The 14,763-nt window shown below is 68.8% G+C and carries 12 protein-coding genes; 5 read left to right on the forward strand and 7 right to left on the reverse strand.

The features are described 5' to 3' along the window. Positions 1-46 precede the first annotated feature (46 nt). Positions 47-2,407 carry a transketolase gene (locus ACODTA_RS26880; protein ID WP_489070274.1) on the forward strand — a complete coding sequence of 787 codons (2,361 nt, stop codon included), beginning with the start codon at positions 47-49 and terminating at the stop codon, positions 2,405-2,407. 73 nt (positions 2,408-2,480) lie between these two features. Next, positions 2,481-4,256 carry an SLC13 family permease gene (locus ACODTA_RS26885; RefSeq protein WP_489070276.1) on the forward strand — a complete coding sequence of 592 codons (1,776 nt, stop codon included), beginning with the start codon at positions 2,481-2,483 and terminating at the stop codon, positions 4,254-4,256. Between the two features lie 15 nt (positions 4,257-4,271). Here the strand turns inward: ACODTA_RS26885 and ACODTA_RS26890 are convergent, their stop codons facing one another. Further along, entirely contained in the window at positions 4,272-6,140 is a 1,869-nt protein-coding gene (locus ACODTA_RS26890) for an amidase (protein ID WP_489070278.1), read from the reverse strand. Between the two features lie 147 nt (positions 6,141-6,287). Here ACODTA_RS26890 and ACODTA_RS26895 point away from each other — a divergent pair, with 147 nt between their 5' ends. Then, positions 6,288-6,680 carry a cupin domain-containing protein gene (locus tag ACODTA_RS26895; RefSeq protein WP_489070280.1) on the forward strand — a complete coding sequence of 131 codons (393 nt, stop codon included), beginning with the start codon at positions 6,288-6,290 and terminating at the stop codon, positions 6,678-6,680. Between the two features lie 56 nt (positions 6,681-6,736). On the opposite strand, the gene ACODTA_RS26900 is transcribed toward ACODTA_RS26895, so the two are convergent. Continuing rightward, positions 6,737-7,159: a VOC family protein gene (locus tag ACODTA_RS26900; RefSeq protein WP_489070282.1), complete on the reverse strand. Its 423-nt coding sequence runs from the start codon at positions 7,157-7,159 to the stop codon at positions 6,737-6,739. A 231-nt stretch (positions 7,160-7,390) separates the two neighbouring features. Further along, the gene (locus ACODTA_RS26905; RefSeq protein WP_489070284.1) at positions 7,391-8,092 is read right to left on the reverse strand and encodes an arylesterase; all 702 of its coding nucleotides are present in this window, start codon (positions 8,090-8,092) and stop codon (positions 7,391-7,393) included. Positions 8,093-8,109: 17 nt separating this feature from the next. On the opposite strand from ACODTA_RS26905, the gene ACODTA_RS26910 reads away from it, so the two are divergent. Both ACODTA_RS26910 and ACODTA_RS26915 read left to right on the forward strand, forming a co-directional pair. Next, positions 8,110-8,802, forward strand: coding sequence for an ABC transporter ATP-binding protein (locus ACODTA_RS26910; protein ID WP_489070286.1), 693 nt, complete (start codon positions 8,110-8,112; stop codon positions 8,800-8,802). Further along, a complete protein-coding gene (locus ACODTA_RS26915) occupies positions 8,799-11,318 on the forward strand; it encodes an ABC transporter permease (protein WP_489070288.1) in 2,520 nt (839 codons plus the stop codon). Before ACODTA_RS26910 ends, ACODTA_RS26915 begins: the two co-directional genes overlap by 4 nt. Positions 11,319-11,442: 124 nt before the next feature. Here ACODTA_RS26915 and ACODTA_RS26920 read toward each other — a convergent pair whose 3' ends face one another. Genes ACODTA_RS26920 through ACODTA_RS26935 form a run of 4 tightly spaced genes read right to left on the reverse strand, consistent with a single transcriptional unit; the run spans position 11,443 to position 14,760 of the window. Then, complete coding sequence (locus tag ACODTA_RS26920; protein ID WP_489070290.1) at positions 11,443-11,868, reverse strand: aconitase X swivel domain-containing protein; 426 nt, start codon at positions 11,866-11,868, stop codon at positions 11,443-11,445. Further along, the gene (locus ACODTA_RS26925) at positions 11,862-13,100 is read right to left on the reverse strand and encodes an aconitase X (RefSeq protein WP_489070292.1); all 1,239 of its coding nucleotides are present in this window, start codon (positions 13,098-13,100) and stop codon (positions 11,862-11,864) included. The genes ACODTA_RS26920 and ACODTA_RS26925 overlap by 7 nt, the downstream gene beginning before the upstream one ends. After that, positions 13,100-13,999: a beta-keto acid cleavage family enzyme gene (locus tag ACODTA_RS26930; protein WP_489070294.1), complete on the reverse strand. Its 900-nt coding sequence runs from the start codon at positions 13,997-13,999 to the stop codon at positions 13,100-13,102. The genes ACODTA_RS26925 and ACODTA_RS26930 overlap by 1 nt, the downstream gene beginning before the upstream one ends. A gap of 2 nt (positions 14,000-14,001) precedes the next feature. Continuing rightward, on the reverse strand, positions 14,002-14,760 hold the full coding sequence (locus ACODTA_RS26935) for an SDR family oxidoreductase (protein WP_489070296.1): 759 nt from the start codon (positions 14,758-14,760) through the stop codon (positions 14,002-14,004). Positions 14,761-14,763 lie beyond the last annotated feature (3 nt).

The raw sequence follows: 14,763 nt of genomic DNA on the forward strand, positions 1-14,763 counted from the left end.
TCCACGGATTAGGACAGGTTTAGCGTCCTTTTCACGGAACCCGATCATGGCCCCTTCGAAGACCCGTATCGACAGCATCGCGGCGCGCGCAGAGCGCAAGCGGCGGGTCACCTATCTCGAATGGATCGACGCGCGGCTGCGCTGGCTATCGGCCTGGACCATCCACAACGCCAATCATCTGCGCGACAGCCGCGACGGGCTGAAGGTCGGCGGGCATCAGGCGAGCTGCGCATCGATGTCGACGATCATGTCGACGCTGTATTTCCATGCGCTCGGCCCCAACGACAAGGTCGCGGTGAAGCCCCATGCCGGGCCGCTGCTCCACGCGATCCATTATATGCTGGGCAACCAGAGCCTGGACCAGCTCCAGCGCTTTCGCGGGCTTGGCGGCGCGCAAAGCTATCCCAGCCGCACCAAGGACCGGATCCCCGTCGATTTCTCGACCGGCTCGGTGGGCCTGGGCGTCGGCATCACCGCCTTCGCCAGCCTGGTGCAGGATTATCTGATCGCGCATGGCCGCCTCGCCCCCGAAAAGGCGGGCCGCATGATCGCGCTGATGGGCGATGCCGAACTCGACGAGGGCAATATCTACGAATGCCTGATCGAAGGGTATAAGCACGACATCCGCAATTGCTGGTGGATCATCGACTATAACCGCCAGTCGCTCGACGCGACGACGGCGGACCGCATGTTCCGCCGCTTCGACGACATCTTCGAAACCTGCGGCTGGCGCGTCGTCACGCTGAAATACGGCAAGCTGCAGCAGGCGGCGTTCGCGCGGCCCGGCGGCAAGGCGATCGAGCAATGGATCGATACCTGCCCCAATGCCGAATATGCCGCGCTCACCTATCAGGGTGGCGCTGCGTGGCGCGAGCGGCTGATGCGCGACATCGGCGCCGACAAACGCGTGGCCACGCTGATCGCGAGCTATGACGATGCGGCGCTGTCGCAGCTCATGACCAATCTGGGCGGCCATTGCGCCGAATCGCTGGCGGAGGCGTTCGACGCCGCGCAGGACGACCGGCCGACGGTGTTCATCGCCTATACCGTCAAGGGCTATGGCCTGCCCTTCGCCGGCCACAAGGACAATCATGCCGGGCTGATGAACCCGAATCAGGTGGAGGCGCTGCGCCAGGGGCTGGGCATCGCCGAGGGTGACGAATGGGCACCCTATGCCGGGCTTGGCGACAATGCCGCCGCCGAGCTGAAGGCGTTCGTCGACGCCTCTCCGCTGGGTGCGGGCAATCGCGAGACCGCGGCGCCGGCGGTTGCCGTGCCGGCGATCCCGGTTCCCGAGGGCGCCGAGCAATCGACGCAGGCGGCGTTCGGGCGCATCCTGCTCGACCTGTCCAAATCGGGCCATCCGATCGCCGACCATATCGTCACGACCTCGCCCGACGTCACCGTTTCCACCAATCTGGGCGCCTGGGTGAACCAGCGCGGCCTGTTCCGCCGGCAGGAACTGAAGGACGTCTTCCAGCTCGCGCGCATCCCCTCCGCGCAGAAATGGATCGGCCATGGCGCGGGCCAGCACGTCGAACTGGGCATCGCCGAACAGAATCTGTTCCTGACGCTGGCCGCGCTCGGCCTGGCCGCGCCGCTGTTCGGCACGCGGCTGCTGCCGATCGGCACGGTCTATGATCCGTTCATCTCGCGCGGCCTCGATGTGCTCAACTATGGCTGCTACCAGGATGCGCGCTTCCTGCTCGTCGCCACCCCGTCGGGCCTGACGCTCGGGCCGGAGGGCGGCGCGCACCAGTCGATCAACACGCCGCTGATCGGCATCGGCCAGCCCGGCCTCACCTATTTCGAGCCCGCCTATGCCGACGAGCTCGCCGCGATGATGGAATGGGCGTTCGACCATATGCAGGCCGATGGCGGCGGTTCGGTCTATCTGCGCCTCACCACCCGCACGCTCGATCAGGTGGAACGCGCCGGCACCGCATGGCGCGACGACGCGCTCAAGGGCGGATACTGGCTGAAGGAACCCGGCGAGGGCGCGGCGCACGCGATCGTCGCGACGGGCGCGATCATGCCCGAGGCGCTGGCCGCCTGGGAACAGCTCAGCGAGGATCTGCCGGGCATCGGCCTGCTCAACGTCACCTCGCCCGACCTGCTGCAACGCGGCTGGTCCGCCCAGCGCGCCAATCGCTGGACGAAGGGAGAGGCCGGCGCGTCGCATGCCGATGCGCTGCTCGGTCGGCTGGCGCGCAACGCGTCGCTGGTGACGGTGATCGACGGCAGCCCGACCTCGCTCGCCTGGCTGGGCGGCGTGCGCGGCCACCGGGTCAGCCCGCTCGGCCTCGACCGCTTCGGCCAGACCGGCGACCTGCCGGACCTGTACCGCACCTATCGCCTCGACGCCGATGCGATCGTCGATGCCATGGCGGAACTCATTCTGGATTAAGGACCAATTTCCCGTCCGGGGCGTTTAGCTTCGGGCGGGGCCGTCCGGTCGCGCTTGCCCGTCCGGAGCCGCGATGACCCAACCCCAGATGCTCGCATTCGCAATTCTTGCGGGCATGATGCTGCTCTTCATCTGGGGACGGCTGCGCTACGACCTCGTCGCCATCCTCGCGCTGCTCGCATCGGTCGCGGCGGGCACGGTGCCCGCGAAACAGGCATTTTCGGGTTTCAGCGACGATATCGTCATCATCGTCGGCAGCGCGCTGGTCGTCAGCGCCGCGGTCGCGCGATCCGGCCTGGTGGAACGGGCGCTCGACCGGCTGACCGCCGGCATGTCGCGCGTGCGCTGGCAACTCACCATCCTGGTCTCGTCGGTCACCTTCCTCTCCGCGCTGGTCAAGAATATCGGTGCGCTCGCGATCCTGATGCCCGCCGCCTTCCGCATGGCGAAGCGATCGGACGCCTCGCCATCGGTCTTCCTGATGCCGATGGCGTTCGGATCACTGCTCGGCGGCCTCATCACATTGGTCGGCACCTCACCCAACATCATCGTGTCGCGCGTGCGCGAACAGATGACGGGCGAGCCCTTCGCGATGTTCGATTATGCGCCGGTCGGGCTCGGCCTTTCGCTGGTCGGCATCGTCTTCCTGCGCTTCGGCTATCGCCTGTTGCCGCGCGACCGCCGCGCCGCGCCGACGATGGGCGAAGCGCTCGACATCCAGGACTACACGACCGAGGCGGAGATCCCCGAAAGCGCCCCGATCGTGGGCCAGACGATCGCCGCCTTCCGGCAAAAACTGGGCGAGGTCGAACTGACGGGCCTGCAACGCGGCGACGGCAAGCGGCGGAAACCGTCCGGACGGATGGTGCTGAAGGCGGACGACACGCTGGTGATGAAGGGCGAACCCGATGCACTGGAACGCGCGATCGCGGAGAACGGCCTGGCGCTCGCCGGACAGGATCGCGCGCTGGTGACCGAAACCGCCGCCGAGAATGTCGGCGTGATCGAAGCGGTGATCGGCGCCGATTCGGTGCTGATCGGGCGCGCCGCCGAAAAGGTGGCGCTGCACGATCGCTATGGCGTCAACCTGCTCGCCATCTCGCGATCCGGGGACCGGCTGTTGCGCGGCCTCGGCAATACGACGCTGCGCGCGGGCGACGTCATCGTGCTGCAGGGGACGCTCGACACATTGCCCGAACAGCTTCGCGCGCTCGGCTGCCTGCCGCTCGCCGAACGGCCGCTGCGGCTGGGCAGCCCGCAGCAGCGCATCCTGCCCGTCGCCATCCTCGGCGCGGCGATGGCGGCGACCGCGCTCGGGCTGGTGCCGGTGGCGGTCGCCTTTTTCGCCGCCGCCGCGCTCGTCATGCTGACCGGGGCGCTGCCGGTGCGCGAGGCCTATGCCCATGTCGAATGGCCGATCCTGATCATGCTGGGCGCGCTGATTCCGGTGAGCGGCGCCCTGCAGACGACGGGCGGGACCGACCTGATCGCCAACTGGCTGTCCGCAACCGCCGCGACATTGCCGCCCTGGGGCGCGGTGGCGCTGATCCTGGTCGCGGCGATGGCGGTGACGCCCTTCCTCAACAACGCCGCGACCGTGCTGGTGATGGCGCCGATCGCCGCCAGCTTCGCGCAGGACCTGCACATGCGCCCGGACGCCTTCCTGATGGCGGTCGCTGTCGGCGCGGGCTGCGACTTCCTCACGCCGATCGGCCACCAGTGCAACACGCTGGTGATGGGGCCGGGCGGCTATCGGTTCGGCGACTATGCCCGGCTGGGCGCGCCGCTCAGCCTGATCGTGCTGATCGTCGGCGTGCCGCTGATCCTGGCCTTCTGGCCGGTGCGCTGAACGCGGCAGCCCCGGTTACTTGCCCGCCGGCACCCGGACCGCCGCCTTCGCCGCCCCCAATGGCGCGGCGCGCGTGTAGAGCGCGGTGTAGAATCCGCCGGAGAGCAGCGCGGCGCGATCCGGGGCGGACAGCATCAATCGCGTGGCGCCGCTCAGCCCGCCATGCAGGATCAGCGGCGCCAGGATCGGGCCGGGGCCGCCGTCCCGCGCGCGCTGGAGCGTCAGCGCGATCATCTGGTCCACGGCGATGCCCGTCACCCTGGCGCGGATGTCGAGCGCCGCCGTCGTCGGATCGTAGCGGAAATCGACCTTCGCGGCGGCGCCCCCGGCCGCGCGCATCGTGGTGGCGAAGGTGATCGGCGCGGGGGCCTTGCCCCCGATCAGCGGGGGGGTGCTGAAGGGCGCCCGGCGCGGCCGCGCCGTCTGTTCCCAGCCATAAGCGAGCCGGATCAGCGTCGGTTCGGCAAAGGTCGTGCCGAGCAGTTCCAGCCCGATCGGAAAGCCCCGATCGGTGAAGCCGGCGGGAATGGCGATCGCCGGCAGGCCCGCGGTCGCGCTGAACTGGCAGGTCGGCGCGACCATCGCATCGTCCGCCCCGATCAGCGGCGGACGGCGCAGCGAGGTGGGATAGAGCAGCGCGTCGAGCTTCTGTTCGGCCATCACCCGCAGCACCAGCGCATTGAGCGCGCGGCGCTTGGCCAGCACCGCCGCATAGGCAGCCTCGTCGCGAGACGCCCCCGCATCGCGGAGCCGGAACCGCGCGTCGAGCGCGTCGTGATCGAGGCCGAGCGCGATGATCCGCGACAGCGATGTCACCGGCGCGCCCGGATGCGCGGCGAGATAGGCGGCGAAATCATATTTGAATTCATGCGGGGTGATGCTGCTGTCCTTGAGCAGCTCCTCCACGCCGGGCAGGGTCACGTCGGCCAGCACCGCTCCCGCCGCACGCATCCGGGCCATCGCGGCGTCGGCGACGTCCTGCCCTTCCTTGTCCTCGGGCGCGGTGCCGAACATGCCGCGGATCACGCCGATCCGGGCGCCCTTCAGCCCGTCGGCGCGCAGCATCGGGCGGTAGGATCGCGGCGTGCCGTCCGCGTCGGGCTCGACGGTCGCCTCCAGCATGATGGCGAGGTCGCCGACCGAGCGCGCGAGCGGCCCGCCGATATCCTGGGTGGAGGACAGCGGCATGATGCCCTTGCCGCTCGACAGGCCCGCCGTGCCGCGCAGGCCGAACAGATTCTGATAGGCCGAAGGTACGCGGATCGATCCGCAGGTGTCGCTGCCCATGCCCGCCGCCGCGAAGCTGGCGGCGACCGCGGCGGCGGTGCCCCCGCTCGACCCGCCGGGCGAACGCGCGGGATCATAGGGATTGCGGCTATAGCCGGTATAGGACGACACCGTCGTCACCCCGGACGCGAGTTCGTGCAGCGTCGTCTTGCCGAGGATGATCGCCCCCGCCGCGCGCAGCTTCGCGATCTGCACGGCGTCGGCCGAGGGCCGCAACGTCGCGAGCGCCAGCGTGCCGCCGCTCGTCGGCATGTCCGCCGTGTCGAAATTGTCCTTGATCAGGATGGGCACGCCGTGGAGCGGTCCGCGTGGCCCCTTCGCCTTTCGCTCCGCGTCGAGCGCGTCGGCCTGCGCCAGCGCGGCCTGGTTCAGCGTGACGATCGCGTTGAGCGCCGGCCCCGCCTGATCATAGGCGGCGATCCGCGCCAGATAGGCCTCGACAAGCTGCCGCGATGTCACCCTGCCCGACGCCAGCGCCGCATCGATATCGGCGATCGACGCCTCGACCACATCGAATGGCGGCGCGGGCGCGGCGCCCGTCAACGCCAGCGCGGCGGCACCGAGCATCATGACCTTGCAACCCGACCAGAACCGCATCCATCGCCCCCGCCTCGCCCGCGCCCGACCCTATCACGGCATGGCGGGCGCGCAACGCGTCGCCGCCGTCGATTTCCATGGGATTTCACCTTTCCCCGCACGGCGACCGTGATAGCTTGGCCGCGCAACTTTTCCGGGGGATGGACGATGAACCGAAAGACGGGACTGACAGTGGCGATGCTGGCGATGGCGGTATCGGCCGTGTCGGCGGGCGCAGGCTATGCCGCTGGCGTCGCGGCGGCGCCGCAAACAGGCCGCGAGCCCCTGTTCCAGAATCCGCAGGCACGGGTGTGGAAATCGGTGATCACCCCCAACACGCCGCTGCCCTTCCACCGGCATGAGCACCCCCGCGCGCTCATCGCGCTCAAGGGCGGCACGATGAAGATCCTGGAGCAGGACGGCACCAGCGAGATCCATGAATGGCAGTCGGGCAAGGCCTATTGGCTGCCCGCCAACACGCCCGGCACCCAGCATCAGGACGTGAATGTCGGGCCCGAGCCGATCGAGGTGATCGTCGTGGAACTGTCGAAGGAGCATTGAGGATCGGTTTGCGGGGAGCACGCCGCCCCCCGCAGATCTTTCAGCCTTGGGGCCGGTCAAAGGCCGAACGTCACCCTGCCCTCCGCATCGATCGTCCAGGACGGATTCCAGGCGATTTCCCAGCAATGATCGTCGGGATCGGAGACATAGCCGCGAAAGCCGCCATGCGGCGGCGCGTCGCCGTCGCGCAGGATCGTGCCGCCCGCATCCGCCAGCCGATCGATCAGGGACTGCACGTCCCCCGCCGCCGCGACATTGTGCGCCAGCGCGAAGGCGCCGGGGCAGGCAAGGCCGCTCCGCCGCATATCCGTTTCCAGCGCGCCCTGTGGCCAGGTGCCGAGCATCAGGCCGTTCATCTGGTAGAAGATGATCTCCTCATTCTCGAACACCGGGCTCCAGCCGAAGCCGTCGACATAGAAACGGCGCGATCGCGCGAGATCGGCAATGCCCAGGGTGATGACGGAAATCTGCTGTTGCATCGTCCACGCTCCTTTTCTCGCCTGCGCACCATGCGCTGGCGTTCAAGGCCGCGGGACTCGTCGCGTCGGCGACGGACAGACCCGTTCCAGCTTGTCGTGGTTCCCGAGCCGGCAGGTGTTGCCACCTGCCTCGGAACCACTCTGGAACGCGGGCCGGGCTAACCACACCGGCCTGCCTTTTTCGACGCGGGTAGCGTAGCATGGCATGCCCACGAACAAAACCGCGCCGGCTCAGTCCCCCAGCGCACCCGCGACGACCGGCGCCACTTTCCCGACGATGCGATCGATGCCCTGGGGATTGGGGTGGATATGATCGGGCAGCATCAGCGCGGGCGTGCCGACCACCCCGTCGAGGAAGAAGGGATAGAGCGTCGCGCCATAGCGCTTGGCGAGATCGGCGTAGATCGGGTTGAAACGCCCGGCATAGTCCGCCCCCATATTGGGCGCGGCGAGCATGCCGGTGAGCATGATCGGGATGCCGCGTTTCTTCAGTTCCTCGCAGATCGCGGTCAGGTTCGCGCGCGTCTGCTCGGGATCGATGCCGCGCAGCATGTCGTTGCCGCCGAGCCCCACGATCACCAGATCGGGCTTGCGCGGCAGCCCGTCGAGCGTGAAGGCCAGCCGGGCGAGCCCGGCCGCGCTGGTATCGCCCGAGACGCCGGCATTGTGGACGGTCGCCGCGATTCCGTCGGCCGCCAGCGCCTTTTGCAGGTCGGCGGGAAAGCTTTCCTGCGGCAGCACGCCATAACCGGCATAGAGGCTGTCGCCAAAGGCGACGACCAGCTTGCCGCTGTCTTCCGCCGCATTCGACGCCGGTGCCGTTGCATTGGCGTCGGCAGTCACCAAATTGCCTGCCGGCGGTTCGGATGTGCAGGCCACGAGCGAGTGGACGAGCAAAGCTGCGACCGCATAGTGGGGAAACTTCAACGACAAGGGCGCGCGCTCCGGCAATGACCAATGATACCGATATCGCAATCCGCGCGCGCAATGTCACGCTGACGCTGGGATCGAAGGAAACCCCCGTCGAAATCCTCAAGGGGATCGACCTGGATATCGCGCGCGGGCAGAGCGTCGCGATCCTGGGGCCATCGGGATCGGGCAAATCCTCGCTGATGGCGATCCTTTCCGGGCTGGAGCGGGCCAGCGACGGCGAAGTCACCGTGGCGGGGATCGGCTATCGCGCGCTGGACGAGGATGCGCTGGCGCGGGCGCGGCGCGGGCGCGTCGGCATCGTCCTGCAATCCTTCCACCTGCTGCCGACGATGACGGCGCTCGAGAATGTCGCGGTGCCGCTGGAACTCGCCGGTGCCGACGACGCCTTCGCGCGTGCGGCGGCAGAGCTCGAAGCGGTCGGCCTCGGCCACCGGATCGGCCATTATCCGGCCCAGCTTTCGGGCGGCGAGCAGCAGCGCGTGGCGATCGCGCGCGCCGTCGCCCCCAAGCCGACGATCATCTTCGCCGACGAACCCACCGGCAATCTCGACGGGCATACGAGCGACGCGATCGTCGACCTGCTGTTCGCGCGGCAGGCGGCGGCGGGCGCGACATTGGTGATCATCACGCATGATCCCGCGCTCGCCACGCGCTGCGATCGCGTGCTCGAGATGCGCGACGGGCTGATCGTCGCGGACCGCACGGCATGACGCCGCTCGGCTGGGCCGCCTGTTGGCGGATCGCACGTCGCGATCTCCATGCCGGCTTTCGCGGGCTCCGGCTGCTGTTCGTCTGCCTGCTGCTCGGCGTCACCACCCTGGCGGCGATCGGCAGCCTGACCGCGTCGATCACCGCCGAACTCGCCGCGCGCGGTCGCGTCATCCTGGGCGGCGACATCGAGATCGCGATGACCCAGCGCGAGGCGAGCGCGGCGGAAAAGGCGGAGTTGGGCAAATTGGGCCGGCTCAGCGACACCATCCGCACGCGCGCGATGGCGCGCGGCCCCGGCACGGGCGGGGCACCCCCGGCGGTCCTCACCGAGCTCAAGGGCGTCGATACCACCTATCCGCTCTACGGCACGCTGCGGCTGGCGGGCGGCACGGCCTACAGGCCGCTCGCGCCCGACGAGATCCTGATCGACCAGGCGCTTGCCGATCGGCTGCTCGTCCGCCCCGGCGGCACGTTGCGCTATGGCGAGGCCGATTTCCGCATTCGCGGGCTGATCGCCGAGGAGCCCGATCGGGTCGGCGAGGGGTTCACGCTCGGCCCCGTCGCCATCGTCTCGCTGGAGGGGCTTCGCCGCACCCAATTGCTCCAGCCCGGCAGCCTGTTCGAAAGCAAATACCGGCTGCGCCTGTCCGCCGGTCGCGACCCGGCCGAGACGGTCGAGGCGTTGCAGGCGCGCCATCCCTCCGCCGGATGGGAGTATAAGGATCGCGACCGCGCCGCGCCGGGCGCGAGCCGCTTCTTCGAACGGATGGGCCAGTTCCTGTCGCTCATCGGCCTCGCCGCGCTCGTCATCGCGGGGATAGGCGTCAGCAATGGCGTCGCATCCTATCTGACGCTCAAGCGCGGCGGCATCGCCACGCTCAAGATCCTGGGCGCGACATCGGCGGATATCGCGCGCATCTATCTGATGCAGATCGGCGCGGTGGCGCTGCTCGCGATCGGCTGCGGCCTCGTGCTCGGCGCGGTCCTGCCGATCGCGATCGTCACGCTCGCGCAGGATCTGCTGCCCGTCCGGCCCGGTATCGCGGTCTATCCGCTGCCGCTCGCGACCAGCGCCGCCTATGGCGCGCTGATCGCGCTCGCCTTCGCACTGCCGCCGCTCGCCCGCGCGCGGACATTGCCCGCCGCCGCCCTGTTCCGCGCCGCCGTGGACGATGCCGCCGGGATCGATCGCCGCACCCTGGGCTGGGTCGCCCTGCTCGCCGCGCTCGTCGTCGCGCTGGCCACGGGCACCGCGCGCGAGCCGCTGTTCGCGGCGGTCGTGCTCGCCTCGGTCGGCGCGGTGCTGGTGCTGCTGCTCGGCATCGGCTGGGCGATCCGCCGCGTGTCTCAACGCCTGCCGCGCCCGAAACGGCCGCTGCTGCGGCTGGCGCTCGCCAATCTCCATCGCCCCGGCGCGCAGACCGTCGCCCTGGTCATCGCGCTCGGCCTGGCGCTCACCTTGTTCGTCACGCTCGCCGGCATCGAGACCAGCCTGAATGCCGAGATCACCCGCACCGTGCCGGAAAAGGCGCCCAACCAGTTCGTGCTCGATATCCCGTCGGGCGAGCGCGCGCGCTTCGAGGGGGTGATCAAGCGCGAGGCGCCGGAGGCCGAGATGAACATCGTGCCGTCGATGCGCGGCACGATCGTCGCCTATGGCGGCCAGCGCGTCGCCGATCTCGCCGAACTGCCCGAGGGCGCGTGGTTCCTGCGCGGCGAACGCGGCGTGACCTATAGCGACAGCCTGCCGCAGGGCAGCGAGCTGGTCGAGGGCCGCTGGTGGCCGAAGGGTTATGCCGGGCCACCGCTCGTCTCGCTCGACCGCGAGGCCGCCGCCATCATGAAGGTTGGCGTCGGCGACACCTTGATCGTGAGCGTGCTCGGCCGCGAGATCGAGGCGCGGATCGCCTCGCTGCGCGAAGTCCATTGGGACACGATGGGCTTCAACTATATCCTCGTCTTCTCGCCCAGCGCGCTCGCCGGCGCGCCGCACAGCCTGACCGCGACGATCAGCATGGACAAAAGCCATGACGGCCCGGTCTCGCGCGCGCTGCTCGCCGCCTTCCCCTCCGCCTCGATCATCGCGGTGAGCGAGGTGATCGGGCAGGTCCGCACCATCCTGGACCAGATGGCGACCGCGATCCTGCTTTCGGCCTCGGTCGCGATCCTGGCGGGGATCGCGGTGCTGGTCGGCGCGATCGCCGCCTCGCGCCAGGCGCGCAGCTATGACAGCGTCATCCTGAAGACGCTGGGCGCGACGCGCGGGCAGATCCTGGCGGCGCAGGCGATGGAATATGGCCTGCTCGCGGCGCTGCTCGCCTCGGTCTCGCTCGGGCTGGGCATCGCCGCCGCCTGGTATGTGATCGTGCGCGTGTTCGAATTCGGCTGGGCGCCGGACTGGTGGGTCGTGCTCGGCACGCTTGGCGCGGGCGCGGTGCTGACGCTCGGCATCGGCCTGCTCGGATCGCTGCCGCTGATGTCGGTGCGCCCGGCGCAGGCGCTGCGGCGGCTGTAGCGTCAGGATAGCACGCTATCCCCTTCACCGTTCGGGCTGAGCCTGTCGAAGCCCTGCCTTTCCTTGGTATCGAAGTGGAAGGACAGGGCTTCGACAAGCTCAGCCCGAACGGGGGTGTGGACGGCTAGACTGGATCGATCGTGATCCGGGCCTGATTGCCTTCCGTCTCGATCACCAGCTTGACCTCGTTCACGAGCGCGGGCCAGGCCCCCTCCTCGACCACGATCAACGGAATCTCGATGCCATAAAGATCCGCCGCGACGAGCGCGCCGATCGTCAGGATCGGATCGTGCAGCCCCAGGATCAGCGCGGCGGGCGCGACGCCGGCGCGCGCGGCCTCGACCAGCGCGCTCGACGAGGACGAGGATCCCCGCGCACTGCGCATCGCGACGATGCGGCCCGCGATCACCACCCCGCATTGCGGGTGCGTCCGGTCGATGATCGCACCCGTTCGCAGGTCGAGCCCGCCCCACAGGCTGAGCGGCTCGCTCAGCAGCAACAGCGGCCCGGCGGCGCGGCCCGGCGTCAGCGCCTGTCCTGCGATCAGCATGGCGGCGCGACCCGGCCGAGTTCGGCCGAACGGATGCAGCGTTCGAGCGTCATCAGGCCCACCCGTCGCTGCAAATTACCGGGGCCGTAATGCGCATATTTGGCGGATGTCGTCAGGATCGCGCCCTGGGTGTTTCGGACGACCGGCGCCAGATAGGTGCAGGTATCGACGACGATGCGGGCATCGAAACGGCGCAACGGCGCGAAGGCCGGATCCTTCTCCACCACCGCCGCGATCTCGCGCGAGGTGGAGACGTAAAGCGCGACGCCCCCGGCCGGGCCACGTCCGTCGAGCGCGGCGTTCAGGATCCGGAATTCGTCGAGCGAATAATGCGGCGTGCCCAGGCAGACCGCCGCAACCGCGTCCCCCTCCGCCACCGGGCACAGCCGGGAAACGGCCTCGTGCAGCTCGGCGGCAGCGACCTCGATCGCGGGCAACCCCACGGCATGTCCGGCCGCCCATCCGGCCTCGGGCGTCACCCCTTCGGCATGGAACAGCGCGAGTGAGCCGGACGAGGCGCCCGCCGCGCCCAACGCCTTCAGCTCGTCCTCCGAAGCATCGCGCGGAACGCCGGTCACGAACGGCACCAGGCCGGGCGCCCGCTGGCCGATCACATAGCCGATCGCCGCGAAATACAGGTCGCGCGGCAGCCCGGCCGCCTCCAGCTCCGGAAGCCTGACGATTCGTTGCGGCCGGCGGTTCTCGTCGCGATGAAGTCCGGCGAGCGGCACCCTTCCGGTCAGCGCGGCGCACAGATCGGTGAAGTCGCCATAGCGATCGGTCCGTGCGCCGAGCACCGAGTTCACGAAGACGATCGCGTTGGATTCCGCCCAGGCGACATGTTCGCCCGGCCGGGGACGGACCATGCGCTGATAGGGCGCGCAGGTCAGCGTCGCCACGCAGCCGAGCCGTTCGTGCAGTTCGGTCAGTTCCCGTTGCGCGTCGAGCAGTTCGGGCGGGCCGCAATGCCAGCCGGGGTGGACGACATCGACCGCGGCGACGTTCAGCGTCGTCGGCACGCGCACCCGCCCGCCGAGATCGACGAAGCGGCGCGCGAAATCGATGCTCGACGGACCATGATACAGGCAGCCGTCGATATGCGCGGATTCGACCGACACGAAGCGCTCCGCTCCACCCGCTTCGCCATAGCGGACCAGCATCGCCATCGCGCGCGCCGCCGCCGCGCCGTGATCGCCGGCAAGCAGGGCGCGGTCGATCGCCTCCAGCTCCATCAGCCAGGTTGCCGCAATTGCAGGATCTCGCGCGTTTCGGCGGGCGTCGCCACGCTATAGCCGCCGATCGCGTTGACGATCGAATAGGCGCGCTCGACCAACTGGCCGTTCGTCGCCCACACGCCGCGCGACATATAGAGATTGTCCTCCAGCCCGACGCGGATATTGCCGCCCAGCAGCAATGTCTGCGCCAGCATCGGCATCTGTTCGCGGCCGATGCCGAACGCGCCCCAATGCGTGCCCGGCGTCATCAGGCCGCGCTGGTACAGGATGGTGTCCACGCCATGCGGTGCCGCCCATTGCACGCCCAGCACCATCTGCATCATCGGCGGCCCGTCGATCAGCCCCTCCTCGACCAGCTTGTTGCCGAACAGGATATCGCCCGCGCCGAAGACTTCCAGTTCGGGTTTCACGCCCGCCGCCTGGAAACGCTTCGCCATCGCGCGCAGCGTGTGGGTGGGGCTGAAATAGATATAGTCGGTCGGCCCCTCGACCTGGTTGTTGGTGACGATATCGAGCGTCGCGATCTCGGGCAGCAGTTCCTCGACATGCGCGACGCGTTCATCGACGCCGACCACGTCGCTGCCCGGCAGCATATGCCCTTCCCGCTCCGGATCGGGCAGGAAATAGGCGCCCATGCCGCAGGTCAGGTTGAGCACGATATCGGTGCCGGTCTGGCGCACGCGATCCACGACCTCGCGGAAATGCGCACGATCGCGATTGCCCTGGCCGGTTTCCGGATCGCGGACATGGATATGGACGATGCTGGCCCCGGCGGAGGCCGCCTCGATGCACGCATCGGCGATCTGCTTCGGCGTGATCGGCATCGAAGGATGCCTGGGGTTGAAGGGCGCGCCACCGGTGACCGCGCAGGTGAGGATCGTCTTGTTGCCGCTCATGCTTATTCTTCCCATTCCATGTTGCCGCTGACGGCGATCGTCTCGCCGGTGATCTTCCGGCCCGCGTCCGATGTGATGAACTCGACCATGTCGGCGAACTCGCTCAGCTCGACCTTGGTGCGCAGCGAGACATATTTGAGATAGTCGTTCTCGATGTCCTCGAAGCTGCGCCCCGTCGCATCGACATTGCGCTGGACGATGAAGCGGAACCGATCATTGTTGATGATGCCGGGCAGGATCGCGTTGCAGCGGATGCCGAACGGCCCGAGTTCGCGGGCGCTGTTCTTGGTCAGCCCCTCCACCCCCGCCTTGGACGCGATATAGGGCGCGCGATGGGGGATGCCGGTGCGTGTCGAGCAAGTCGAGAAATTGACGATCGACCCGCCGCCATTCGCCTTCAGCATCGGCACCGCGCGCTTCATGCAATAGAACATGCCGGACAGGTTGACGGCGATGGTCTTGTCCCACTCGTCCTCGTCGATCTCCTCGATCGCGGCGCGCGGCCCCGCCATGCCGACGACATTGACGAGGATCGACAGGTCGCCGACCGAGGCACGGACATCGTCGAACAGCCGGTCGACATCGGCGCGGACGCCGACATCGACGGCGCTGCCACTCATGCCCGGATTGGCATCGAGCGTCGCCTGCACCGCATCGGCGCGGATGTCGCAGATGTGAACCTTGTATCCCTTGCCGAGGAACCGTTCGGCGATGGCGCGGCCGACACTGTCGCCCGCCCCGGTCACGAGGACTCGTTCCATGAT

The organism is Sphingomonas sp. FG14 (assembly GCF_057809675.1).